Origin of the sequence: Myroides sp. A21 (genome assembly GCF_000807225.1) — a bacterium.
GTDB classification, from domain to species: Bacteria; Bacteroidota; Bacteroidia; order Flavobacteriales; family Flavobacteriaceae; genus Flavobacterium; species Flavobacterium odoratimimum.
Genome location: NZ_CP010327.1, coordinates 2,479,925 through 2,503,918 on the forward strand (window position 1 = coordinate 2,479,925; position 23,994 = coordinate 2,503,918).

Below are 23,994 nucleotides of genomic sequence, written 5' to 3' on the forward strand. Positions count from 1 at the left end.
TTTTACCTCAAATAAAAGTGCTTTTGTATGGAGATTGTTGTGTTAGTATGAATTAATTATATTATTGATATTAACTACTTTGTTTTATTATAGATAATTCTTTGTTATTGATTTTTAAATGATTATAGTTTTTATTATCTTAGAGTAATCTAATTTATAAAGAATTAAAGTATGGAAAGGGCAATTAAAATATTAATAGCACTTTTATTGATCTTAAGTGCATTTACTTCTTCATCAGATTTTGATCTTTTAGTGGGATTTATCGTTATGGTTGGTTTAGGAATATTAGCCTATAACTCTCATATCAATAAGAAAGTTATCGAAATGGCAATGTATATTCTTATTATTGGAATATTCCAGCCCTTTTATGCTATCCCTATAGAGCATATATGGTGGGTTATAATAGAATTAGTAGTAGCAGCATATTTAGTTCTATCTGCTATATTTGTTAAGTCTAAAGCAGTAGCGCAAGATTAGTCTTATCCCTTTTTTGAAGATGAGCTAAAACAAAAAGCTTATCACAACACCAGTTGTGATAAGCTTTTTGTTTTTAAGAGCCCTGTTTTGGCTGTAGAAATGAACGGCATGTACTAAAAGTAATGTCAATTTAAATTTTAATGAATAAAATTATGTTTTATTGAAAAAGATATATGTAGTTGATTATAAGAGTTTTTAAATGTTATTTTATTGATTGATTTTCTGTTTTTATATTAATTTATTACGTCTAGTTCTTTTAAATGTTAATATTTGCTTTTTTTTTGTATATTAGCACTGTTAAACTTTGAAGATATTTAAGAACATCTAATTACTTTAATAAAAAACAGAGTGGGGACTTGTTTTTTTTTATATAGATGATTCTGATTAGGCCATTCTTTGGGATGGCCTTTTTTTTAGGTTTAATAAGCTAAAAATTGGTATTTGTGTTTGCAATTTTAGTTTTTAAGGTGAGTAAAAAGCCTGGGTAGATCACCCTGGCTTTTTTGTTTCTATACCTGTTGTCTTAAATTAAAAACATAAAAAAAAACCAGAGCTATGGTGATCGCTCTGGTTAAAAAAATGAAAGGTATTATAAAAAAAATGATGATTAAAGTTTAAGATTCTTTAGTCGTAACGAGTTTGTAATAACTGATACAGAACTAAAGCTCATCGCTACAGCTGCAATCATAGGTGATAATACTATTCCGAAGATCGGATATAGCACACCTGCAGCGATAGGAATACCTACACTATTATAAACGAAGGCAAAGAATAGGTTCTGTTTAATATTCTTCATTACTCCATGACTTAGGCTAATAGCCTTCGGTATACCTGCCAAATCTCCTTGTAGTAAGGTTACTTCTGCACTTTCGATAGCGACATCAGTTCCAGTACCCATAGAGATACCTACATTAGCTTGGGCTAGAGCAGGAGCATCATTAATACCATCACCTGCCATGGCTACTATCTTTCCTTGTTCTTGTAGTTTCTTTATTTCGTTTAACTTATCTTCTGGCATAGCCTCAGCTAAGAAGTGTTTAATATTTAATTCTGTAGCCACAGCCTGTGCTGTCTTAGGGTTATCACCAGTGATCATAATCACTTCGATTCCTTTATTTTGAAGATCTTTTACAGCTTGTTTACTCGATTCTTTTATTTTATCGAATAATACAGCATATCCTATGACTGTATTGTTATCAGCTATATAAGATACAGTTTTTCCTTGGCTTTGTTCTTTTTCTACTTGTTGTACTAAGCTATCAGTTAGTGATGCTTGTACTACATCCATAAGTGCTTTATTCCCTAGAGAAATACGTTTTTTATCTACTAGACCTTGTATTCCTTTTCCTGTGATATTGTTAAACATCTTTACAGGGGTTAGGCTTAGACCGTCTTCTTTCGCTTTTTTAGTAAAAGAAGTCGCTAATGCGTGCTCACTATTTTGGTTAAGCGAGGCAGTTAGCACTAGTAAATCTTCTGCTGTGTAGTCTGGAGATATACGCACGATTTTCTCTACAGATGGCTTACCTTCTGTCAGTGTACCCGTCTTATCTGTGATTAATACATTTACTTTATTGGCTGTTTCTAGTGCTTCAGCATTTTTAATCAAGATACCATTCTGTGCCCCTTTACCTATTCCTACCATGATAGACATCGGAGTCGCTAGTCCTAAGGCACAAGGACACGCAATGATTAATACTGCTAATGCATTAACGAATGCATAAGCTAATCTTGGTTCAGGCCCTAATGTCTTCCATAGAATAAAAGTAGCTATGGCGATAATCACTACGATAGGTACGAAGTACTTCGCTACTTGATCTGCTAGTTTTTGGATAGGCGCTCTAGATCTACTGGCATTATTCACCATCTCAATGATTTGAGAAAGCAATGTTTCGTCACCAACCTTCTCTGCTATCATGATGAACGAACTATTTCCATTAATGGTACCTGATACTACTTTATCACCTTTTACTTTGTGTACTGGGATAGGTTCTCCAGTGATCATAGATTCATCTATACTAGATTCTCCTTCTATGATTTCGCCATCTACAGGTATCTTCTCTCCTGGTTTTACACGCAGGTGATTTCCTTTGACAATTTTGTCTATTTGTATTATTTCTTCTCCATTTTCAGTAACCAAAGTTGCTTCTGTAGGAGATAGTTTTAGTAATTCTTTTATAGCGGTATTGGTACGACTATGCGCTTTTGCTTCCATTACTTGTCCTACTAATACCAGTGTAAGAATCACGGCTACAGATTCAAAGTAAAGGTGAATACCATGCTCTCCTTTAAAATCATCAGGGAAAAGATCAGGGAAAAATAAGGCTACAACACTAAAGATTAACCCAGCAGCAGATCCTAAACCGATTAAACTAAACATATTCAGATTCCATGTCTTAAATGAAGTCCATGCTCTACTAAAGAACATCCAACATACATAGACTACAGGAATAGTGAATAATAACTGTATATAGTTATTCCATTCATGTGGTACAACTTTTCCGATAGGATCCCCAGGTATCATAGACCCCATGGCTAGTATAAATACTGGAATAGTGAAGGCTACCGAGATACGCAGTTTCTTCAGCATATCTGTATATGTAGTATCTTCTTGTTCTACTAGTATGGTCTTAGGCACTAAGTTCATCCCACATTTAGGACAATTCCCCGGTTTGTCATAGGTCTTGTCTCCCTCACATAACATCGGACAGTAGTAGACTGTCTTCTCTACTTTAGGTGCAGGGATTTGTTCTAAGTTCATCCCACATACAGGACAGCCTACATTGGTATCATATACTTTATCCCCCTCGCATAGCATCGGACAGAAGTATTTACCCGCTTTATCTTCCATTCCCTTAGGAAGTTCTTGTTGGTACATATCTTCTTCTGATACTTCTACAGCTGGTAGAATCTCTTGCGTACCATCTTCATGAGTTACTATTTCTTGTAGTATATAGTTTCCTTTTTTAAGTAATTCTTTCTGAAGTGTTAAGGTATCTATATCATGATGAGACTCTATATTGGCTTGCTCTTGTTCTAAAGAAACTTCGGCCGTTACACCGTGTATTTCATTTAGGGTATCTTCTATCTTGGTTCTACAGCCATTACAGCTCATACCACTTACTTTATATTCTTTTTTCATTTGTACAATAATTCTTTTTGTGCAGATACAAAGTACGAATAAAAAGACAGATATAGTGTTATACAATTTTGAAGAAGGGTTATACAGTTTTGTATTAATGTAGAGTGAATTTGTTTTTATTGATTAGTTTATGTGGGTTTGTTATCGTTTTTTTAGAGTAATTTCTGCTATATGTTGCAATGACCGAATCTTTATGGGGTTATGATAGCATAGTGGTCGCATAGTTTTAGCCCTTTTTTATGCGACCATTATGCCATCACTATGCGATCACTATGCGACCACTGCTGTAAAAACGGTTTCGTCCTAATATAGCTGTACAGTTATTGTTTATAATCCTGCTTTTAACTGTACACTTGTTTTTAGTGATTATCAGATTGTTTTGCGGGTTTAGTATTTATTATAACAAGAAGAAATAAGAGAACGTGGTTATTTTTTGTACTTTAGATTTTCAATATAAGATAGAATGATAAGACTTAGTTTAGGATTGTTTATAGTAGGGATAACCCTGATGGGATGTAAGGAGAATAGACAACAAGAAGTCAGTAATACAACTGTAGAGCCTCAAGAGAAAGTGGTTGTAAATAAGAAGAAGTTTATAGAAGGGGCTCTAGTGTATAAGATGTCATTAAGTGATTCTCTTCTCAATCAGTTTATCGTACACATTAGTCATGATCCATTGTACAGTAAAGAATTAGCTAATAAGTACCTAGCTGAGCTGTCTGTAGAAGATAGAGATAGAATTAAGCAGTTTCTGACAGATAATCCTCAGATATTAAAAGAATACAGTAGATTGCCTTTTATAAAAAATAATGTATATGTAGCAGGGTATGAAGTCGTGTATAAGGCAGAAGGAGCTACTTATCTTCTAGAGAATAAGTGGAATGATATACTAGATGAAGGATTTGTATATGCGACTTCGACGATAGTTCCTAATACAGCATTAAACTTCTCTTACCAAAAAGACTTTCTAGAAAAAGAACACTGGCATACTCATATTACCTTAGATGATTATACTCGATGATTATACTCGTGTGACGTCTGATGAGGTAAGTATGGTAGCAGGGTATGAAGTAGAGAAAATAATCTATACCCTAAAGAAAAATAGCAAAAAGAATAATTTGCCTAAATCTCTAATAGTTTATACCAGTACACTCTTTAATCCTGTTATCAATAAAGTACAGCCTTATTATCTAAATGAAGAAGGAGGAATCCTAAAATTAGAAGTAGAGCTGCCTAGTGTACCTCAAAGTATGAATATGGTGTATGAAGCTGAAATGATCGTAGGGCGAAAGCTGTTAGAACAAGAGACAGCCATAGTAGCTACTAAAGCATTCTATGGGACTAAAACAAATGATGATTTAGCTAAGTTAAAAGAAAGATTATCTAAGATTTTTGTGGTACCAAGTATATAGAATAAGAGATAAAACAAACAATAAGTATATATGAAACCAATTATCCAACCAGATGAACTATTGTCTTTAAGAGAACAAGGAAGTAGTTATATATTAATAGATGCTACGAATAGTAAGGTGGCTAGAGCTGAGTATGAGAAAGAGCACTTAGACGGAGCTTTATTTGTAGATGGAAATACACAGCTAGCACATATAGGAGAAGATGCGTCAAAAGGAGGGAGACATCCATTGCCTTCTGTAGCACAATTTGCTCACAGCTTGAAGTCTTTAGGTATTACTCCAGATAGTCATGTGATTATTTATGACACAGTATTCGGAGGTAATTCTGCTGCTCGATTTTGGTGGATGCTGACAGCTGTAGGTCATCAGAAAGTACAAGTGCTAAGTGGTGGAATGAGTGCTGCGCAGCAGGTAGGTTTTCCGAGCAATAATAATGTGGTAAAAGCAAGTGAAGTAGGAGTATATCCTGTAACGGAGTGGCAACTACCACTAGCTGATATTCATGAAATAGAGACGAATGTAGGGCGAGAGGATTATGTAGTGATCGATGTACGTGAGGCAAATCGATATAAAGGGATAACAGAACCTATTGACACAGTGGCAGGGCATATACCAGGAGCTATCAATGTTCCGTTTATGTCTAATCTAGATGAGCAAGGGATGTTCTTGACAGAAGAACAGTTAAGAGAGAAGTACACTGCTATTCTACAAGATTATCCGTTAGAGAATAGGGCGGTGCACTGTGGCTCTGGTATTACAGCATGTCATACTCTATTAGCTATTACAGCAGCTGGTATCCCGACGCCTAAGCTATATGTGGGCTCGTGGAGTGAATGGTCTAGAAGTAATAAACCTATCGCAACAGAAGCGTAAATAGTATAAATAATAAGAGCTAACGGTACACCGTTAGCTCTTATTGTTTTATTGTGCAGTATAGAATAGTTGTGCTCCTGGCCCTAGAGGTAACTCTAGAAGTAACCAAATCACAAATATAATAGACCAACCGATAAAGAATACAATAGTATAAGGAAGCATCGTAGAGACGATAGTTCCTATACCTGCTTTTTTGTCATAACGCTGCATAAAGGCAACAATTAAGGCAAAATAACTCATCATCGGAGAGATAATATTAGTAACACTATCTCCTATACGGTAAGCCACTTGGACTAGTTCTGGAGAATACCCTAATAACATGAACATAGGGATAAATACAGGTGCCATAATAGCCCATTTAGCAGAGGCACTTCCCATAATTAGGTTAATTAAGGCCGAGACTACAATAAACATCAGCATCAGTGGAATAGCTCCTAAACCTGATTTCTGTAGTGTTTCTGCACCTTCTATTGCGAAGATTAACCCTAGATTAGTCCAATTAAAATAAGCAACGAACTGAGCTGCAAAGAACACTAAAACAATGTAAGACCCCAAAGTTTCCATCGCTTTTGACATTCCTTTCATTACATCTGTATCGTTTTTGATAGTTTTAGCTCCGATACCATAAGCGATACCTGCTAGGGCAGCTCCAATAAATAATAAAGCAACAATACCTGACATAAAAGGAGACTTCAAAATCCCACCATCAGTACCTCTTAAATAACCGCTCTCTGGGATCAGACCTCCTAGTATAAATACAGTGAATAAAAAACCTGCTATAGAGGCATAGATTAGGCCTTTCTTTTCTTCTTTTGTTAAAGGATCTATAGAAATTGCTTTTTCATCTCCTGTGTATTCTCCTAATCTAGGTACGACTATGCGCTCTGTAACCCATGTACCAAGAATAGCAATAATGAAGGTAGATACAAATAAAAAGTAATAGTTCGCAGCGGGGTTAACTACATAAGCAGGGTCTATAATTCTAGCTGCTTCTTCTGATAATCCTGCTAATAGCGGATCTATAGTTCCCAATAATAAGTTAGCACTATATCCTCCTGATACTCCTGCGAAGGCAGCTGCTAGTCCTGCTATAGGATGTCTACCTGCTGCTAAGAATATGATAGCAGCTAAGGGTACTAATAAAACATAACCTACTTCACTAGCCGTATTAGAAAGTATGCCTGCAAATACGATAACGAATGTCAGTAGCTTCTTAGGAGAGGATAGTACAATCTTTTTTAAGATAGTTCCTATTAATCCAGAACCTTCTGCAATACCAATACCTAGTAAAGAGACTAGTACCGTACCTAAAGGAGCAAAGTTAGTAAAGTTAGTAACCATTTTAGAAAGAATCATGTGTAATCCTTCTGCACTTACTAGGTTGAATGACTTTATCTCTTCTTTAGTACCTGGATGGAGTACGGAGAGATCGAAAAAACTGGCTATCCATGAGGCTATAATAACTAATACAGCAAAACTAGCAAACAGAGTTGCTGGATGAGGTAACATATTACCAATCTTTTCAACACTAGATAAAAACTTATCTACTAAACTTTTTTTAGGCTTATCATTCATTTATCAAAAAATTATGTAAAAAGTGAAGATAATATTTTTTACTTATCTATGAAATGGGATTCGTTTTTTTACAATAATTTATATTGATGATATATGCTTAGCGTTTTTATAACTTTAGGTCATAGATGGATACGCCTTTTTCATTACATGATAAGAACTGCTGAGAGGTAGTGTTATATATATAAGTACGAATGGTATGATCCTGATGAAGTACTTCTCCATTCTTAGATACGATATATACCCCTTCATCTGAGTTAACTAATACGAAAGCATCGAGTATAGCGTCAAAGTACATAGCGTTGTATTGGATAGCTTTATCTTGTAGTTGTATTTTATCTAATAAGGTAGCTTTGTTTTCTTCTAATAGGTATAGGTGTATTTCATCTAAGGTGTCCTCTGTTGCTTCTTCCTCTTCTTCTGTATAAGGGCTGTGTTCTACGGCAAGGATATTATTGCTTACCCAACATATTTGTCTTGATTCATGTTCTCCTCCATGAACGATGATATCTTGTATTCTAGGGTTGGTGATAAAATTATCGACATCATAAGCATTGATACAATCAAAAGAACCCCATACCCATCCTACACTTGCGAAGTATTGATGATTAGGAGATAATAGTAACTTACCATAGAAATAATCATAGGTACTCGGCCAAGCTAGCTTATTGTGTTCTTTATGAGTTTTATAAAACTCGATATGCTTCTCTTCTGCAGCGTCTTCTATTAAAGATTTAGCAGCAGTTAGTACTTGACGAGTATCTAAATTCATGATTTGTACATGGTTCCAATCATCCGCATAGATGATATGAGGTATTTCATTGGCATCTTTATACAGTGCGATAGGGTACTTCGTAATATTAGCGTAATAATCCCCTCTCCATAGATGTAGTCGGTATTCTTGTTTAGGATTAATGATATAACCATGACGTTTAAAGTCGTTTACGATAACGATAATATCATCTAAAGTATAGATAGAAATAGGAGCAGTGAGGTCAAACCCGTCATCAGTATACCCCATACTATCTTGTAAAGTAGATACTAGGGTAGTTTTGTCTGTCTGAAAGTTATGTCTTGTTACATCTCCATTGCTCAGTACCATCACTATTTCGTCAGTATTAGATAGTGTAGAAGCGAGTATGGTGTCATCAGTCCGTTGTGTATAGCTATATTTCTTTTCTATTTGCATACTTTGTAATTTGTAGCGAAGATACGAAGTTGACCAATAGGAGATTATAGAAATATAAAAAGCTATTCAGAAATGAATAGCTTTTTGTATTATTTTGGTTCTATATTATTCCATATTACTTCATCAGGAGTAGGAGCTACTATGGTAAGTGTCTCTTTAGTCACTGGGTGAATAAAGGTAAGCTTACGAGCATGTAAGTGAATACCTCCATCAGGATTACTTCTGTCTGCTCCATATTTTAGATCTCCTTTAATAGGGCAACCTATAGCTGATAGCTGGCATCTTATCTGATGGTGACGTCCTGTGTATAGATCTATCTCTAGAGTAGAATAGGTCTTTAGTTGGTGAAACATTCTATAGGTTAGCTTTGCCTTTTTACTATTAGGGACTTCTTTATTATGTGCTTTAGAAGTATTGTTCTTAGGGTTTCTAACTAGGAAGTGCTCTAATGTGTCCTCTACTTTAGGGGGAGCATCTTTTACTACTGCCCAATACGTTTTTTGTGTTTCTCTGTTCTTGAATGATTCGTTTAAGCGACTCAGTGCTTTAGATGTTTTTGCAAATACTACTAATCCAGAAGTAGGACGGTCTAAGCGATGTACTACGCCTAGATAAACTTCTCCAGGTTTATTGTACTTCTTTTTTAAGTATAATTTTACTATTTCGCTTAGTGGCATATCACCTGTCTGGTCACCTTGTACGATATCGCCTACGCGTTTATTAATGACGATGATATGATTATCTTCATGTAATACTTGTAGGTTTTCGGGTGTAGAAACAATCTTCATTTGTAATAATTTGAAACAAAAATATCCTTTTTATATGTAAAAAGGATATTTTTTGTATTTTAAATAAGTAAGCTTTCTTAATACTGTTCGTTTTCATTCGGAAAATCAACAGACTTAACATCTTCAACATATTGAGATACTGCATTTTTCATATCTTCAAAAATGTTCATATAACGACGTAAGAATTTAGGGCTAAATTCGTGAGTAAGTCCTATCATATCATGTACTACTAATACTTGCCCATCTACACCATTACCAGCACCGATACCGATAACAGGGATAGAAATACTCTCAGCAACTTTCTTTGCTAAAGCAGCAGGAATCTTTTCTAGTACAAGAGCAAAACACCCTATCTCTTCTAACATTTTAGCGTCTTTGATCAGCTGATTAGCTTCTTCTTCTTCTTTAGCTCTTACGGTATAAGTACCAAATTTATAGATAGACTGAGGAGTAAGTCCTAAGTGGCCCATCACAGGGATACCTGCATCTAAGATACGTTTAATACCGTCCTTAATCTCTTCTCCACCTTCCATCTTTACTGCATGAGCGCCACTTTCTTTCATGATACGAATAGCTGAACGCAATGCTTCTTTAGGATCAGATTGGTAAGAACCAAAAGGTAAGTCCACAACAATTAGCGCTCTGTCAGCTCCACGTACTACAGACTGTGCGTGATAGATCATCTGATCTAATGTAATCGGTAGAGTAGTCTCATGACCAGCCATTACATTACTAGCAGAATCTCCTACAAGCATTACGTCAACTCCACCTGCTTCTAATACTTTAGCCATAGAGTAGTCATAACATGTTAACATTGATATTTTCTCTCCGTTGGCTTTCATATCTATTAGCGACTTAGTTGTCACTTTTTTATAGTCTTTTTTTGCTACAGACATTTTTCTTGTTTTTTTGGGTTATTGTAAAATTGTTATTTCAGAATAAAAAGAAGAGAATTAGCAGAAGTAAATCAATTCTACTTTACTCAGCTTACCTTCTGCAAATGAAAATTGGTATACCATATCTCCAGCTGCTATCTGATACGCTTTTTCTAAAGGAAGAATTGTATTAATAAGGCCTTTTCCTATTTCTAAAAATTCTTTTTCTGTTGTATTTTCATTCACGATGCTGTTGTTGATCTTGAATCCAGCATCATTTTTTATTTCTATTATTCTTAACTTATATGTTTTATTGACATCATGTCCAATACATTCAGCTGTATGGAATATTATATTGCTCTCATAGTCTCCTAGAGCACAATCATCTAAGTTAGAATAACTCTCTTTTATCTTCCCTAGACTTTTCTCTAATGTGGCTAAGCTAAAACCTTTTCTTGGTTCTAACACATTATTTAACGTAAAACCGAATAGTTGTTGGTTTAGCATATTTTCTATTTTGTCAGCTATTTCTTCATTATTAGGAGACACTTTTAGAACTTCTGCTTGTAGTCTAGCGATGGTTGCTTTTTCTGGACGGTTATTTTTGTCCGCATATTCAGCAAAAACTCCTAGTGCTAGTGCTGTTTCATCTTGGCTACTATTCCAACCAAGCTCTACGATACGTTGGATAAATCTCTTTTGATCTTTTGGATCAGTAGCTTTTTTATAATTTGTTATTAGATTGTTTAGGTTAGGTCTTTTACCTAAATATTTCACTGGTACATAGCCTGTATTTCCTAAGTGAGATACTTTTACCCAAGCTTCTTTATCATAAGGGTAGTAATCTATGGCTAATGGTGTACCTGTGTACAGTGTCTCTAATACTTCTGCTTGATGATTAGGAGCTTTTCTTACCTTCAGTCCACCTACTGTTGTGAATAAGTGAGGACTTCCATAATAATCATCAAAGTCTATAATCGGATTAGGAGAGGCTTCTGATGTATCTTCTGCTGAGAGCGTTTTTTTTAGATTATTAATATCTAAAATATAAGTCTCTTCTGCATAAGCATTAGTTACCTTGAATACATCTTTGTTTATTTTTTCTATATTTTCTAAATAAGCACCACGTGTATAGACTCCTATCTGAGTAGTACCATTAGCATCGTTGTAAGCTACAGTGGGTGTAGATACATAGAGTTGACTCTGTCCTAAAGCATAGGCCGAGACTAGGAAACACAATATTCCAATCGTTTGTTTCATCTGTTTAACAGTCTGATAAGTTTACAGCTACAGCAAGACCACCTTCTGAAGTCTCTTTGTATTTATTATTCATGTCTTTTGCAGTTTCCCACATTGTATTGACTACTTTGTCTAAAGGAACTTTTGCATTCTTAGGGTCAGTATCTAAAGCAAGCTCTGCTGCATTAATAGCTTTAATAGCGCCCATCGTGTTTCTTTCTATGCAAGGTACTTGAACTAGACCTCCGATAGGGTCACATGTCAGTCCTAAGTGATGTTCCATAGCTATCTCAGCTGCTACAGTTACTTGTTCTGGAGTACCTCCCATTAGCTCACATAAGGCACCAGCAGCCATTGCACTAGAAACCCCAATCTCTGCTTGGCATCCTCCCATAGCAGCAGATATCGTAGCTCCCTTTTTAAAGATACTACCTATTTCGCCAGCTACCATTAAGAACTGTTTGATTTCTTTATCGCCTGCTTTATGGTTCTCTATAACTAGATAATACATTAATACCGCTGGTATAACTCCTGCACTACCATTAGTAGGGGCAGTCACTACACGCCCAAGAGAAGCATTCACTTCATTAACAGCTAAGGCAAAACAACTTACCCATTTCAATATCTGTCTAAAGTAAACCTTTGTCTTACGAATAGTCTGTAACCATTCTTGAGGTGTGTTATAAGGGAGGTCTCCTTTCAGTTTAGAATGAGTGTCATAAGCACGTCTACGTACGTTAAGGCCTCCTGGTAATATACCTTCTGTATGACATCCGATATACATACACTCTAGCATGGTATTCCACACGCGTAATAACTCATTATGTATCTCTTCTTCTGAACGTATAGACTTTTCATTTTCATATACTAATTCAGAGATAGACATATTCTGCTCTTTACAGTAGGCTAATAATTCCGTAGCTTTTTCTATAGGGAAAGGGAAAGTAGCTTTGATCTCTTCTTTCTCTTGATTATCAGGGTTTTCTTCTTTTACTACAAATCCTCCACCGATAGAATAAAAGGTAGATTCATATAGTTCATGTTCACCATATTGTACAGTAAATGTCATTCCATTAGCATGGAAAGGGAGGAAGTTTCTATTAAATACAATGTTTTCCTTAGGGTTAAACACTACAGGCATTGTTCCTCCTAATAATAAAGACTGTGAAGCATTAATATGATCAATAATACCACTAATGTCTTCGACAGGGACATATTCTGGATCAGCTCCACTTAGTCCTAACATGACAGCTAAGTCAGTAGCGTGCCCTACTCCCGTAAGAGAAAGTGAACCAAATAAATCTATTTTCAGAGAAGAAACTTGGTCAAAGATATTGCGATCACGCAATTCTTTTAAAAAAAGCTCAGCGGCTCTCCAAGGACCTAAAGTATGCGAACTAGATGGTCCTACACCGATTTTGAGCATATCAAATACAGAAATACATTCCATAAAATAGTAGTGATTTAATAATACGAAGATAGCTAAATTCTAATCAGAGACAACTTTTAGAGATTTATTTAACGCAAGATGGGAAGGGAATTATGTGGATAGATAATTATATAGTTGTTTTATGTTTCTTGTATTGATTACTAAGTAGGAGTAGTAAGTGATGTGTTTTTTAAGGAGAGGGCTTCTTAAGGAGAGGTATCATTGTCAGTATATACTGACGTTATGTATGCTTATTTCTTATCTAAAAGAGAGGTAAATGACAATATGACATTATTTAAAAGATAAAATGACCTAAAAACAGACAAAATATTCAATTTTTTCTGTTGGCACAAAGATTGTTTAAGAGTAACCGAGCATGAAGCTCACGACAATGAATTAAGTATAAAAATAAACTATAGAAAATATTATGAGTAAAATAATTGGTATTGACTTAGGAACTACAAACTCTTGTGTTTCTGTAATGGAAGGAAACGAGCCAGTAGTAATTTCAAACGCTGAAGGAAAAAGAACTACACCATCTATCGTAGCTTTCGTAGAAGGTGGAGAGATTAAAGTAGGTGATCCTGCAAAACGTCAGGCTGTAACTAACCCAACAAAAACAGTTGCGTCTATCAAACGTTTTATGGGAGAGAAATATAGTGAGGCTGCGAAAGAAGCAACAGCAGTACCTTACCAAGTAGTAAAAGGAGATAATGATACTCCACGTGTAGATATCGATGGACGTTTATATACGCCACAAGAAATCTCTGCGATGACACTACAAAAAATGAAAAAGACAGCTGAAGATTTCTTAGGACAAGAAGTATCGGAAGCAGTTATTACTGTACCAGCTTACTTTAATGACGCACAACGTCAAGCGACAAAAGAAGCAGGAGAGATTGCAGGATTAAAAGTAAGACGTATCATTAACGAGCCTACAGCGGCTGCGTTAGCATACGGATTAGACAAAACAGGAAAAGATCAAAAAGTAGTAGTATATGACTTAGGTGGTGGTACATTCGATATCTCTATCCTTGAGTTAGGAGACGGTGTATTCGAAGTATTATCTACTAATGGAGATACTCACTTAGGAGGAGATGATTTCGATAACGTAATTATCAACTGGTTAGCAGATGAGTTTAATTCTGCTGAAGGAGTAGATTTACGTAAAGATGCTATGGCATTACAACGTTTAAAAGAAGCTGCTGAGAAAGCTAAAGTTGAGTTATCTTCTGCTACACAAACAGAGATTAACTTACCTTATGTAACAGCTACTGCTTCAGGACCAAAACACTTGGTACAAACATTGACAAGAGCTAAATTTGAGCAATTATCAGATGATTTAGTACGTCGTTCTATGATTCCTTGTGAGAAAGCTTTAAAAGATGCTGGTTTATCTAAATCAGATATCGATGAGGTAATCTTAGTAGGTGGATCTACACGTATCCCAAGAATCCAAGAAGAAGTAGAGAAATTCTTTGGTAAAAAACCACACAAAGGAGTTAACCCTGATGAGGTTGTAGCTATCGGTGCTGCTATCCAAGGAGGTGTATTAACTGGAGATGTAAAAGATGTATTATTATTAGATGTTACGCCACTTTCATTAGGTATTGAAACTATGGGAGGTGTATTCACTAAATTAATCGAATCTAATACAACTATTCCAACTAAGAAATCTCAAGTATTCTCTACTGCTGCAGATAACCAACCATCGGTTGAAATCCACGTATTACAAGGAGAGAGACCAATGGCTAATGATAACAAAACAATCGGTCGTTTTCACTTAGATGGTTTACCACCTGCACAAAGAGGAGTGCCTCAAATCGAAGTAACTTTCGATATCGATGCTAATGGTATTATCAAAGTATCTGCTACAGATAAAGGAACTGGTAAATCTCACGATATTCGTATCGAAGCTTCATCTGGATTAACTGAAGAAGAAATCCAAAGAATGAAAAAAGAAGCTGAAGCCAATGCTGATGCTGATAAAAAAGCAAAAGAAACTGTAGAGAAAATCAACGAAGCTGATGCTATGATTTTCCAAACAGAAAAACAATTAAAAGAGTTCGGAGATAAATTATCTGAAGGAAATAAATCTAATATCGAAGGAGCTTTAGCTGAATTAAAAACAGCTTTTGAAACTAAGAACTTAGATACTATCCAACCAGCGTTAGACAAAATTAACGAAGCTTGGAAAGCAGCATCTGAAGAAATGTACAAAGCACAAGCTGAAGGTGGTCAAGCAGGTCCTCAACAAGGACAGCCAAACCAAGGTGGTGATGCTGATGGTACACAAGATGTAGAATACGAAGAAGTGAAGTAAACCCACTTATATAGTTGTAAAGAGAGAAACCGAGTCTGTATAGGCTCGGTTTTTTTATGTGGTAAATTTATAGTTAGGGAGGAATGTGTTTATTTATTTTGTGTAACTTTGTGTTGTAAATGAATTAGTTATGAGTGTAGAGGTAAAGAGACAGCAGATAGTTAAATCCCTTATGGATATTCACGATGAGGCATTGATCGACCAGATAAATGAATATGTCAATGCTCTGAAACGAGTGGAAGAGGAGATGTTTTTACCTATGACAGAAGAGGAATTAGAGAGCAGATTAGCTATATCTCGTAAAGACTATGAGGAGGGAAGGTATTATACCTTAGAGGAAGTAGAAGAGATGAGTACTAAATGGTAGTAGTATGAAAATAATATTATCTGATTTTGCAGCCAGTCAATTAAGGGATATATACTTCTATTATGTTAATCATGTCAGTGTAAGCAAGGCTAAAGAGGTAAAGGATAATATTATTAAAGCAATCAAGCAGTTAATTGATTTTCCCTATTTAGGACAGAAAGAAGGTATGATGTATAGTCGATTCGAGAGAAGGTATCTCTTAGTTTATGAGTATAAAATTCTATATGAGGTAACTGAAGAGAATATTGTTATTCTGGATATCTTTCATACTAAGCAATCTCCTCATAAGATGTATGTCAATGAAGATAGAGAAGAATATCAGAGAAATAATAGTAAACCGAGTCTGTAAAGGCTCGGTTTTTTGTTATCTTTAATTGTATGTAAATTTCAGATACTATGGCAAATAGAGTGTATTTAACTTTTAAAAATAAAAATAACGAGGAGGAAGAGCTAGAAGCTATAGGAACTTTGCCACAATTGTGGCAAGAATTATATGATTTAGAACTACTGAATGAACAAAAAAGTAAACTAATAGAAAGTTATATAACGGAAGGAGATAATAGAGTTTCTTTGATAATTGATAAATCAATAGTACTTAGTAATTTACAACAAAGAATTAATCATAATTTAGCTATTGAAACATCTACTAAAAAGCAATTGAGAAAAGATTTTTACAATTTCTTATTGAATGAGGTGAAAGATGATGAAATTATATGTATTGATTTTGAAGAGTTAAGTTGGTTTTATAATGAAACAGAAGATTTCTTTAGTGAATTAGAATTATTTCATAATGACGATGAGGTATACCAAAGAAGTAGCTTGGAAGACTCAGTTTATAAAATAATGGGATGTACTGATACTTTAAAAAAATACTCTGATATTTATAAACAATGGAGCGATGATAATAAGAGTATTAAGCAATTGTATTTAGAAGAGTATGCGAAAAAACTAAAGAGGGAAGATAGAAAAGAGTTTTTTAAAAATATATTCTATTTATTTTTATGTTTAGTTTTTCTTGTTGTAGGTGTATTAATGCTTATCAAAGAACCCAATCAATTTTGGACAGCATTGAGTGGCGTGATATTTGGATTAATAGGATGTATAGTGTTTGGAGTGAGAATTTATGAATACCTATTGGAATAGATACAGTGTATACTATAGTTAATCTATAAGAAACTTAGTTTATTAGTAATATAGTGTTTTCTCATAACAATTAAACACCCCTTTTCTAAACTGAACTGTACCTACTAATTGATAACCTTTTTTAGTGTAAACCGCATTAGCAGTAGTATTTAGTGTATATGCATCAAAGCGAATAGATGCATAGTTATTGTCTTTGGCGTATTGTTCTGCGAATAGAATCATCTTACTAGATATCCCTTTACCTTGTGCCTTAGGACTGACAAATAATCTATGGATAACAATAAATGGAGTAGGGCTAGTCCAATGTAGATCATTATACTCTACATCATATTCTTCGTTTAAGACCATATAAGCAATTACTTCTTCTTGTTCAACATAGATATAAGCTTGCTTCTTTTGAATGTCATTAGAGATAATATCTTTATTAGGATAAGATTCATCCCATTGATCAATACCTTGACTGAGCATATGTTGTTTTACTTCTTCTAATACATGTAAAGTCTGGGGTAAGTCGGTAATATCAATTGGTTTTATCATCGTTATTTTGTTTGTAGTAAAATGTCTTTTATCTCCTTGTTATAATGATTAGGAGTACTTATTAGAAATGAACTAGGTAAGTCGACATCATACAAATCGTTATAAATAAAGGTAAAGTCTATATAGGGAGGAACAGCCAAGATTATCACTTCATAGCTGATAATAGTATAGTCCTCATTGATATTGGTTGTGCTCTCTAGAATACTAATTCCTCTATCCTTAAAAGCATTTGTAATCGTCAAAACTATATCATCCCATAGTTCTTCTAAGTAATCAAAACTGTTGTGTATATCCACGATAGCATAGTCAAACTGTACAGATAGTGCTACTTTTTGCGGATAAGGAATAAGTAAGTTTTGTTGAGATATAATCGGCATAATGTTATAATGAATAGCTAAAGGTAATCAAAAGCAGTTTTAAAAAACTTAATTTTGTTGATATGATGTTATATGACTTATTATGTTTGACCTATTAATTCAACACATTCAAGAAAAAGTACACTTGACCACAGAAGAAACTGTTCGTTTAGAAGATTATTTTACAGTTAAAAAACTAAGGAGAAAGCAATACCTACTGCAAGAAGGAGAAGTGTGTAAGCACATGGCTTTTGTTGCGAAAGGAGTACTGAAGTCTTATGTGATAGACGAAAAAGGAGTAGAGAATATTAACTTCATTGGTTGGGAAGGCTGGTGGATGGCAGATTCTTATAGTTTCTTTACCGGTGAAAAAGCAGTATTGAACATTGATGCCTTAGAAGAAGTGGAGCTACTGCTTATAAGTAAAGAAGACTATGATAGAATAGTGATAGATCTGCCTGTGATGAGTAACTATTTCAGAATACTGTATGAACGCAGTTTAGCGAATAAAGATAGACGTATATTGAGTAATATAGCCTATAATGCAGAGGAGAAATATGCGCAAATCATTACTTGTTATCCAGACTTAGTCAACCGTATTCCACAGCATCTTTTGGCTTCCTATTTAGGTCTAACCCTAGAAACAGTTAGCCGTATTAAGAAAAAAATGAAGTAATCTACTTGATCTAGATCAAGGGATTGACTTATCTTAGGTCAATGCACAGCTATTTTACTTGCTTTAGCTTTGTCTTCAAAGAAATGAATCATGAAGAACAAAGCATTAGTAGTAGGCGTTAGTGGTATCGCTGGTAGTAATCTAGCAAAAGAACTAATCGCTCAAGATTGGACAGTATATGGATTCGCAAGAAATCCAAAAGGAATTGTAGACGGAGTCATTCCCATTGCTGCAGACTTATTAGATACAGAAGGTTTAGCTATAGCCTTACAAGATATAGCTCCTACCCATGTTTACTTTACCACATGGATGCGTAAGGATACAGAGGCAGAGAATATCATTGTCAATGCTACTTTAGTTAGGAATTTACTAGATGTATTATCTCCTAAACAGAGCATAAAGCATGTAGCCTTAGTAACAGGATTAAAACATTATTTAGGCCCTTTTGAATCTTATGTGAAGTCAGGTATCTTACCTATTACCCCTGTTAGAGAAGAACACCCTCGATTAGAATTAGAGAATTTCTATTATGCTCAAGAAGATGAAGTGTATAAAGCGTCTGAGCGAGACGGTTTTACTTGGAGTATACATAGACCTCATACTTTGATAGGGCATGCAGTAGGTAATCTGATGAATATGGGGATTACACTTGCTGTGTATGCGAGTATATGTAAGGAAGAAGGACTTCCTATGGTGTGGCCAGGATCAGAAGCACAGTGGAATGGGGTGTCAGATGTAACTGATGTAAGCGTATTAGCAAAACAGTTGGTATGGGCATCTACTACAGATACAGCTAAGAATCAAGCATTCAATGTTATCAATGGAGATGTGTTTAGATGGAAGTGGCTATGGGAAGAAATAGCTAATTATTTTGATATACCTTTTGAAGGGTATAAGGATACTATCAGACCATTAGAAGCAACCTTGTTACAGAAGAGTGAGGTATGGCAGACTATTATAGCGAAGCATAAACTACTAGCTATGGATTTAGGTACATTAGTCTCTCCATGGCATACAGATGCAGATTTAGGTCGTCCTATAGAAGTGATTACTGATATGTCTAAGAGTAGGAGATTAGGCTTTACAACTTATAAACCTACAAAAGACTCTTTCATAGAACTATTTGAACAATTAAAAGCAGAACGTCTTATACCATAAAATAGAATTAAGCAGACTACGGTCTGCTTTTTTATTGGTATTATTTTAACCCAGAATAAGCGTTAGCCAAATACTACAAAGCAATTCTACTTCATATCTCTTTCATTAGCTCTAAAACCATACTATAGTATGCTTGTATCACTAATTCAGAGCTATTTTGTATAATTACTTTTCGTTTATCTGTCTATCACTGATTCTGGGTTTAATCAATTTTCTTTAAACTGGACTATCTCGCTTGCTGATTATAGTTGTATTTTTGTAAGAAATAATTTAAGAAGCACAGATGTATATTTTCCTTGTCTTATGGAAGTAAATAGACAAGAGTATAGAAGTGTTTTCTCATTTCATTATCATGACAAATAACACAATAGAACCTCATATTATATCCATACAGAGTACTGTCTCTACTGGGTATGTGGGGAATAACTCAGCTAGTTTTGCTATACAGCTTCACGGAATTAATTGTGTAGCGATGCCTACCATTCTTTTATCAAGTCACACAGACAAGCCTGTTTATTATGGAGAGGCTGTACCTAAAGAATTATTCGAAAAGCTGGCTCGTGGAGTATTAGAAATTAACACGGCACAACTTACGCAGTATGTAGTAAGTGGGTACTTAAAAAGCAAAGAGATAATAGATGCGACAGCACAGTTCATTAAGCAATTAAAAGTACAGCATACCATCACCTATATCTATGACCCTGTATTTGGAGATACGCGTACAGACGGGCTATATATTCCTAAAGAGCAGGCAGATTATTCTAAAGAGCGATTATTAGCGCTAAGTGATATCTTAACTCCTAATCACTTCGAATTAGAATATCTTTTAGGTAAGTGTATAACTAATGAGCAAGAACTACTAGAAGCAGTACAGACAGATGAGGTATTGTCTTCTAAAACCATTGTTTTGACTACAGCCGAAATGAAAGAGAATATTAATCATCAAGTAGAAGTCATCTTGATTAATGAAGGTAAGTTGACTCATTTTTATGCTGATAATATACCTGTAGAAGTAGTAGGGACAGGAGATTTATTCACAGGAACACTCTCTGCACAGCTAACGAAAGGTCGTACGATAGAAGAAGCTATACAGATTAGTATGAACTTTTTGTCTGAAGTATTGAGATATGTTCATCAGCACAGATTGAAAGAAATGAATGCTATGGCTATCTTACAAGCGCAAGATGTTCTAGCAGTAAAGTATTAGTAAAACACAAAGGCAGTACGTTAATATTTCATACTGCCTTTCTTATTTATTACTAACTACTTAGAATTTATGTATGTGATAGCGAAGCTACCATGGTCTTCTGATCAAAGAATAAGTCTATTAGCTCTTCTGTCACCATCAGCGTGATATCGTCATCTTCTTTATATAAGCTATAAGTAGCTTGTTCTATCTCAGGGCTAAACGCAAAATAGATAGTCTGTGTCTCTTCTGTACAACATGCATCTATTATCGCATCGAGTTGTTTGACATTGTGATCTCTTTGATAAATAGAATAGATTGTCAGTTCGCTTTCTTCTTGCTCATAGATAATAATGGCATCCAATGTTTTGCTGTAGTAAATAGAGTTTTTAAAACCAAAATCTAAATTAGCATAACAATAAAAGAAAGCCAACCCTACATTTTTAGTATTTAGCCTATTATAGGTATATCCATTTTTGACATATTCTTCAAATAGAGCAAGCGATGTAGGATTGTCTAAATCTAATTTCTCTAAACTCGATAGAGTAGAAGGTTTTGTATTCACCTTTAGTGTAGCTTGATATTCTTCTACAGGTACATACCCAAATTTTGGGTAGAAGTCCAGTACTGTATCATTTGCAAACAAGAAGTAACCTATTACGATATCTTTATATTCTGCTTCTATATATTCTAATAAGAATCTTGATAAACCTTTGTTTTGATAAGCAGGGTCTGTCATTACAGTACCTAATTGTCCTGTTTTATACGTTTTATTATCCTTCGTTATTTCGAATAGGCTTAAAGTTGTATGTGCGACTATCTTATCTTCTTGGAATAAAGAAAATATGATACAGTCCTCTCCCCAATATCCCGATTGGTAGTATCCTTCAAAGTCAAACTCCCACACCTTCTGACACATTCTATTGAACTCTTTTCGTTTTTGTTCATCATCTTGATAGTTGATATATAGTGTATAAGATGTATCTTTTATAATTACTGATTTACTGGTCATAATCCTTTTTTATTTGATGCAAAGTTCTGAATAAGACCTTATTTATCTATTGACAGTATTGTTTTATAAATGTGCAATAAGTTGTTTTTATTGTTAACTTTGACTTATTAACTACAGAGTGATGAGTCAGCATTTCCCTATTCAGATTATAACATCGGATAGTATTATTCCTTCTTTATTCTCTACTATTACATATAGGGAGAAAGGAATACTGCTGTCTTATTGTATGGAGGGAAGTAATGAACTCAAAGTTGATAACCAAACAGAAATGTTCTCTGTAGGTTCTCTATTGACAGTATTTCCACAGCGTTTGTTCTCTATTCCTACTATAGAAAGTAAGGGGAAGTATCTATGTGTGCTGTTTGATCTGGATAGTATAAAGGATCTTATTCTACCTACTAATTATCAGTTTTTAAACGAGTTGGTGAGACAGCCTGTTATTCATCTGAATGAGGGGGATCAAAAAGTGTTTATAGATTACTATCAGTTGTTGTTGGCCAATCGCAGTACAGATGCATCTGTGTTTTATCCTGATGCGATGAAGTATCTATTGTATTCTTTAATCGCTCATATTAACCGATTTTATGAACAAGATGAGGTAAAGTTGAAGCCAAGTTCGAAGAAAGAAACAACTGTTTTTAGACTGTATAATTTGGTTCATCAGCATTATTTAGCTGAGCGCACAGTACAGTTCTACGCTGATCAACTAAAGCTCACTCCTAAGTATCTAACGACTTTGGTACGCAGGCAGACGGGCAAGACAGTCTCTTCGATTATTAATGAACTAGTACTCACTCAAGCGCAGTCTTACCTTATCGCAACGGATAAACCTATCTACACAATAGCTGAAGAGCTTCATTTCTTAGATGCGACTAGCTTCTGTCGTTATTTTAAAAAATCTACAGGACACTCACCTTTAGCCTATAGACAAGCGCATTTATAGATGATTTAAACAACTATTTGACAATAGAGGTGTATTGATATAAATCATAGCAATTTAACTTCTGTAATCGAATGATTTTCTTGTTCATGAAAAATAGTGATACCTTTGATACATGTCAGAACAAAAGCGAATTACATCTTTTCAACCAATTGTTGATGCTAATGCTAAAGTACTTATTCTTGGGACAATGCCTAGCATAAAGTCACTGTTGTACCAAGAGTATTATGGCAATCGTCAAAATGCATTTTGGAAGATACTCTTTTGTCTTTTCGAACAAGAGTTTAGCGAAGTGTATTCGGATAGGGTGGCCTTGATACAAGAACACGGTATAGCTTTATGGGATGTATTGCAATCTTGTGAACGAAAGAGTAGTCTAGATAGTGATATACAAGAGGAAAAGGCAAATGATATACAAGGTTTACTTCAACAGTACCCTAATATCAACACTGTTGTATTTTCGAGTCAGAAGGCAGCGCTATACTTTAAGAAACACATTGGTTCGATTGCAGGTATTGAGTTATTGACATTAGCCTCACCTAGTGGAGCAAACGCATGTATGAGTTTATCTGAAAAGATAGCAGATTGGCAACAATTAAAAACAAAACTATGAAACAACTTACAAAAGAGCATATTGATTTTCTAATCACATTAAGTCAAAACAACAACAAACCCTGGTTTACTGAGAATAAACCTACTTTCGACAAGGTATTCGCAGAGGTTAAAGCGTATTTCAAGATGATATACGATGAGATGCAACAACATGATAGTATAGATGTATTTCATGTACACCGTATCTATAGAGATGTAAGGTTTTCAAAAGACAAGACACCTTATAAGGATTACTTTGGATTGCATTTAGGACGTACTAAACCAATGCTTAGAGGAGGGTATTATGTAAATATAGAGCCAGGTAGAAGTTTTGTTGGTGGTGGTTTTTGGGAGCCAAACAAAGAAGACTTATTGCGCATTCGCAAAGAGATAGAAATAGATGCAAGTGAACTAAGAGATATTATTGCAGAAGAACAATTCCAGAAGTACTTTGGAGAACTACAAGGGGAGGAACTAAAGACTGCCCCTAAAGGATTTGACAAGGAGCATCCTGCTATCGACTTATTGCGTAAGAAGCAGTATCTCGTGATGCGTTCGTTCACTGATAAGGAGGTATTAGCTCCTAATTTTAAAGAGGAGGTAATTAAGACGTTTCTTGCGATGAGACCACTGTTTGACTATATGTCAGATGTACTGACTACTGATGTGAATGGAGAAAGCTTGTATGGGTATTAATTATTGGAGAAAT

The 23,994-nt window shown here is 34.8% G+C and carries 24 protein-coding genes; 14 read left to right on the forward strand and 10 right to left on the reverse strand.

All coding sequences use genetic code 11. The features are described from left to right. Nucleotides 1-171: 171 nt before the first annotated feature. On the forward strand, nucleotides 172-477 hold the full coding sequence (locus tag MYRA21_RS11260) for a DUF6804 family protein (protein ID WP_006256773.1): 306 nt from the start codon (nucleotides 172-174) through the stop codon (nucleotides 475-477). Nucleotides 478-1,084: 607 nt separating this feature from the next. Here MYRA21_RS11260 and MYRA21_RS11265 read toward each other — a convergent pair. Continuing rightward, nucleotides 1,085-3,619, reverse strand: a complete 2,535-nt coding sequence (locus MYRA21_RS11265) for a heavy metal translocating P-type ATPase (RefSeq protein ID WP_006256772.1) — start codon at nucleotides 3,617-3,619, stop codon at nucleotides 1,085-1,087. Between the two features lie 463 nt (nucleotides 3,620-4,082). Between MYRA21_RS11265 and MYRA21_RS19330 the strand changes: the two genes are divergently transcribed. From MYRA21_RS19330 to MYRA21_RS11275, 3 genes are read left to right on the forward strand one after another with little or no spacing between them, the layout of a single operon-like run. Beyond that, the gene (locus tag MYRA21_RS19330; RefSeq protein WP_235279898.1) at nucleotides 4,083-4,640 is read left to right on the forward strand and encodes a hypothetical protein; all 558 of its coding nucleotides are present in this window, start codon (nucleotides 4,083-4,085) and stop codon (nucleotides 4,638-4,640) included. Then, complete coding sequence (locus tag MYRA21_RS19335; RefSeq protein WP_235279900.1) at nucleotides 4,624-5,031, forward strand: hypothetical protein; 408 nt, start codon at nucleotides 4,624-4,626, stop codon at nucleotides 5,029-5,031. Before MYRA21_RS19330 ends, MYRA21_RS19335 begins: the two co-directional genes overlap by 17 nt. A gap of 30 nt (nucleotides 5,032-5,061) precedes the next feature. Further along, complete coding sequence (locus tag MYRA21_RS11275; protein WP_006256770.1) at nucleotides 5,062-5,904, forward strand: sulfurtransferase; 843 nt, start codon at nucleotides 5,062-5,064, stop codon at nucleotides 5,902-5,904. Nucleotides 5,905-5,952: 48 nt separating this feature from the next. On the opposite strand, the gene MYRA21_RS11280 is transcribed toward MYRA21_RS11275, so the two are convergent. The 6 genes from MYRA21_RS11280 to MYRA21_RS11305 form a co-directional block, all read right to left on the reverse strand. After that, on the reverse strand, nucleotides 5,953-7,479 hold the full coding sequence (locus MYRA21_RS11280) for an AbgT family transporter (RefSeq protein ID WP_006256769.1): 1,527 nt from the start codon (nucleotides 7,477-7,479) through the stop codon (nucleotides 5,953-5,955). Between the two features lie 106 nt (nucleotides 7,480-7,585). Continuing rightward, nucleotides 7,586-8,665, reverse strand: a complete 1,080-nt coding sequence (locus tag MYRA21_RS11285; protein ID WP_006256768.1) for a hypothetical protein — start codon at nucleotides 8,663-8,665, stop codon at nucleotides 7,586-7,588. Nucleotides 8,666-8,754: 89 nt separating this feature from the next. Further along, nucleotides 8,755-9,453, reverse strand: coding sequence for an RluA family pseudouridine synthase (locus tag MYRA21_RS11290; RefSeq protein WP_006256767.1), 699 nt, complete (start codon nucleotides 9,451-9,453; stop codon nucleotides 8,755-8,757). A gap of 77 nt (nucleotides 9,454-9,530) precedes the next feature. After that, entirely contained in the window at nucleotides 9,531-10,349 is an 819-nt protein-coding gene (gene panB, locus MYRA21_RS11295; protein ID WP_006256766.1) for a 3-methyl-2-oxobutanoate hydroxymethyltransferase, read from the reverse strand. A gap of 57 nt (nucleotides 10,350-10,406) precedes the next feature. After that, nucleotides 10,407-11,588 (reverse strand): SH3 domain-containing protein, encoded by a 1,182-nt coding sequence (locus tag MYRA21_RS11300; protein ID WP_006260812.1) that lies wholly within the window; start codon nucleotides 11,586-11,588, stop codon nucleotides 10,407-10,409. Nucleotides 11,589-11,592: 4 nt separating this feature from the next. Further along, a complete protein-coding gene (locus MYRA21_RS11305; RefSeq protein ID WP_006256764.1) occupies nucleotides 11,593-13,017 on the reverse strand; it encodes an L-serine ammonia-lyase in 1,425 nt (474 codons plus the stop codon). Nucleotides 13,018-13,423: 406 nt separating this feature from the next. Here MYRA21_RS11305 and dnaK point away from each other — a divergent pair, with 406 nt between their 5' ends. The 4 genes from dnaK (at nucleotide 13,424) to MYRA21_RS11325 (ending at nucleotide 16,829) form a co-directional block, all read left to right on the forward strand. Further along, nucleotides 13,424-15,319 (forward strand): molecular chaperone DnaK, encoded by a 1,896-nt coding sequence (dnaK, locus tag MYRA21_RS11310; protein WP_006256763.1) that lies wholly within the window; start codon nucleotides 13,424-13,426, stop codon nucleotides 15,317-15,319. A gap of 130 nt (nucleotides 15,320-15,449) precedes the next feature. Next, nucleotides 15,450-15,686 carry a hypothetical protein gene (locus tag MYRA21_RS11315; protein ID WP_006256762.1) on the forward strand — a complete coding sequence of 79 codons (237 nt, stop codon included), beginning with the start codon at nucleotides 15,450-15,452 and terminating at the stop codon, nucleotides 15,684-15,686. Nucleotides 15,687-15,690: 4 nt separating this feature from the next. Beyond that, on the forward strand, nucleotides 15,691-16,035 hold the full coding sequence (locus tag MYRA21_RS11320) for a type II toxin-antitoxin system RelE/ParE family toxin (protein ID WP_006256761.1): 345 nt from the start codon (nucleotides 15,691-15,693) through the stop codon (nucleotides 16,033-16,035). A 47-nt stretch (nucleotides 16,036-16,082) separates the two neighbouring features. Next, nucleotides 16,083-16,829: a hypothetical protein gene (locus MYRA21_RS11325; RefSeq protein ID WP_006260813.1), complete on the forward strand. Its 747-nt coding sequence runs from the start codon at nucleotides 16,083-16,085 to the stop codon at nucleotides 16,827-16,829. Between the two features lie 42 nt (nucleotides 16,830-16,871). Here MYRA21_RS11325 and MYRA21_RS11330 read toward each other — a convergent pair whose 3' ends face one another. After that, complete coding sequence (locus MYRA21_RS11330) at nucleotides 16,872-17,366, reverse strand: GNAT family N-acetyltransferase (protein WP_006260814.1); 495 nt, start codon at nucleotides 17,364-17,366, stop codon at nucleotides 16,872-16,874. Between the two features lie 2 nt (nucleotides 17,367-17,368). Then, nucleotides 17,369-17,743, reverse strand: a complete 375-nt coding sequence (locus tag MYRA21_RS11335; RefSeq protein ID WP_006260815.1) for a hypothetical protein — start codon at nucleotides 17,741-17,743, stop codon at nucleotides 17,369-17,371. An 82-nt stretch (nucleotides 17,744-17,825) separates the two neighbouring features. On the opposite strand from MYRA21_RS11335, the gene MYRA21_RS11340 reads away from it, so the two are divergent. The 3 genes from MYRA21_RS11340 (at nucleotide 17,826) to pdxY (ending at nucleotide 20,763) form a co-directional block, all read left to right on the forward strand. Then, nucleotides 17,826-18,398 carry a Crp/Fnr family transcriptional regulator gene (locus tag MYRA21_RS11340; protein ID WP_039329058.1) on the forward strand — a complete coding sequence of 191 codons (573 nt, stop codon included), beginning with the start codon at nucleotides 17,826-17,828 and terminating at the stop codon, nucleotides 18,396-18,398. Between the two features lie 90 nt (nucleotides 18,399-18,488). Further along, nucleotides 18,489-19,556, forward strand: coding sequence for an SDR family oxidoreductase (locus tag MYRA21_RS11345; protein WP_006260817.1), 1,068 nt, complete (start codon nucleotides 18,489-18,491; stop codon nucleotides 19,554-19,556). 352 nt (nucleotides 19,557-19,908) lie between these two features. Further along, on the forward strand, nucleotides 19,909-20,763 hold the full coding sequence (gene pdxY / locus MYRA21_RS11350; protein WP_006263142.1) for a pyridoxal kinase: 855 nt from the start codon (nucleotides 19,909-19,911) through the stop codon (nucleotides 20,761-20,763). 67 nt (nucleotides 20,764-20,830) lie between these two features. Here the strand turns inward: pdxY and MYRA21_RS11355 are convergent, their stop codons facing one another. Then, nucleotides 20,831-21,754: a GNAT family N-acetyltransferase gene (locus MYRA21_RS11355; RefSeq protein WP_006260819.1), complete on the reverse strand. Its 924-nt coding sequence runs from the start codon at nucleotides 21,752-21,754 to the stop codon at nucleotides 20,831-20,833. Nucleotides 21,755-21,875: 121 nt separating this feature from the next. Here MYRA21_RS11355 and MYRA21_RS11360 point away from each other — a divergent pair, with 121 nt between their 5' ends. The 3 genes from MYRA21_RS11360 (at nucleotide 21,876) to MYRA21_RS11370 (ending at nucleotide 23,981) form a co-directional block, all read left to right on the forward strand. Next, complete coding sequence (locus MYRA21_RS11360; RefSeq protein ID WP_006260820.1) at nucleotides 21,876-22,697, forward strand: AraC family transcriptional regulator; 822 nt, start codon at nucleotides 21,876-21,878, stop codon at nucleotides 22,695-22,697. A 112-nt stretch (nucleotides 22,698-22,809) separates the two neighbouring features. Continuing rightward, nucleotides 22,810-23,307, forward strand: a complete 498-nt coding sequence (locus MYRA21_RS11365) for a DNA-deoxyinosine glycosylase (protein ID WP_006260821.1) — start codon at nucleotides 22,810-22,812, stop codon at nucleotides 23,305-23,307. Beyond that, entirely contained in the window at nucleotides 23,304-23,981 is a 678-nt protein-coding gene (locus MYRA21_RS11370; protein WP_006260822.1) for a DUF2461 domain-containing protein, read from the forward strand. The genes MYRA21_RS11365 and MYRA21_RS11370 overlap by 4 nt, the downstream gene beginning before the upstream one ends. Nucleotides 23,982-23,994: the final 13 nt, after the last annotated feature.

Bases quoted from the DNA above. Each gene is read 5' to 3' on its own strand.
- MYRA21_RS11260 (WP_006256773.1), top strand. From the start codon at position 172: ATGGAAAGGGCAATTAAAATATTAATAGCACTTTTATTGATCTTAAGT.
- MYRA21_RS11265 (WP_006256772.1), bottom strand. From the start codon at position 3,619: ATGAAAAAAGAATATAAAGTAAGTGGTATGAGCTGTAATGGCTGTAGA.
- MYRA21_RS19330 (WP_235279898.1), top strand. From the start codon at position 4,083: ATGATAAGACTTAGTTTAGGATTGTTTATAGTAGGGATAACCCTGATG.
- MYRA21_RS19335 (WP_235279900.1), top strand. From the start codon at position 4,624: ATGATTATACTCGATGATTATACTCGTGTGACGTCTGATGAGGTAAGT.
- MYRA21_RS11275 (WP_006256770.1), top strand. From the start codon at position 5,062: ATGAAACCAATTATCCAACCAGATGAACTATTGTCTTTAAGAGAACAA.
- MYRA21_RS11280 (WP_006256769.1), bottom strand. From the start codon at position 7,479: ATGAATGATAAGCCTAAAAAAAGTTTAGTAGATAAGTTTTTATCTAGT.
- MYRA21_RS11285 (WP_006256768.1), bottom strand. From the start codon at position 8,665: ATGCAAATAGAAAAGAAATATAGCTATACACAACGGACTGATGACACC.
- MYRA21_RS11290 (WP_006256767.1), bottom strand. From the start codon at position 9,453: ATGAAGATTGTTTCTACACCCGAAAACCTACAAGTATTACATGAAGAT.
- panB (WP_006256766.1), bottom strand. From the start codon at position 10,349: ATGTCTGTAGCAAAAAAAGACTATAAAAAAGTGACAACTAAGTCGCTA.
- MYRA21_RS11300 (WP_006260812.1), bottom strand. From the start codon at position 11,588: ATGAAACAAACGATTGGAATATTGTGTTTCCTAGTCTCGGCCTATGCT.
- MYRA21_RS11305 (WP_006256764.1), bottom strand. From the start codon at position 13,017: ATGGAATGTATTTCTGTATTTGATATGCTCAAAATCGGTGTAGGACCA.
- dnaK (WP_006256763.1), top strand. From the start codon at position 13,424: ATGAGTAAAATAATTGGTATTGACTTAGGAACTACAAACTCTTGTGTT.
- MYRA21_RS11315 (WP_006256762.1), top strand. From the start codon at position 15,450: ATGAGTGTAGAGGTAAAGAGACAGCAGATAGTTAAATCCCTTATGGAT.
- MYRA21_RS11320 (WP_006256761.1), top strand. From the start codon at position 15,691: ATGAAAATAATATTATCTGATTTTGCAGCCAGTCAATTAAGGGATATA.
- MYRA21_RS11325 (WP_006260813.1), top strand. From the start codon at position 16,083: ATGGCAAATAGAGTGTATTTAACTTTTAAAAATAAAAATAACGAGGAG.
- MYRA21_RS11330 (WP_006260814.1), bottom strand. From the start codon at position 17,366: ATGATAAAACCAATTGATATTACCGACTTACCCCAGACTTTACATGTA.
- MYRA21_RS11335 (WP_006260815.1), bottom strand. From the start codon at position 17,743: ATGCCGATTATATCTCAACAAAACTTACTTATTCCTTATCCGCAAAAA.
- MYRA21_RS11340 (WP_039329058.1), top strand. From the start codon at position 17,826: ATGTTTGACCTATTAATTCAACACATTCAAGAAAAAGTACACTTGACC.
- MYRA21_RS11345 (WP_006260817.1), top strand. From the start codon at position 18,489: ATGAAGAACAAAGCATTAGTAGTAGGCGTTAGTGGTATCGCTGGTAGT.
- pdxY (WP_006263142.1), top strand. From the start codon at position 19,909: ATGACAAATAACACAATAGAACCTCATATTATATCCATACAGAGTACT.
- MYRA21_RS11355 (WP_006260819.1), bottom strand. From the start codon at position 21,754: ATGACCAGTAAATCAGTAATTATAAAAGATACATCTTATACACTATAT.
- MYRA21_RS11360 (WP_006260820.1), top strand. From the start codon at position 21,876: ATGAGTCAGCATTTCCCTATTCAGATTATAACATCGGATAGTATTATT.
- MYRA21_RS11365 (WP_006260821.1), top strand. From the start codon at position 22,810: ATGTCAGAACAAAAGCGAATTACATCTTTTCAACCAATTGTTGATGCT.
- MYRA21_RS11370 (WP_006260822.1), top strand. From the start codon at position 23,304: ATGAAACAACTTACAAAAGAGCATATTGATTTTCTAATCACATTAAGT.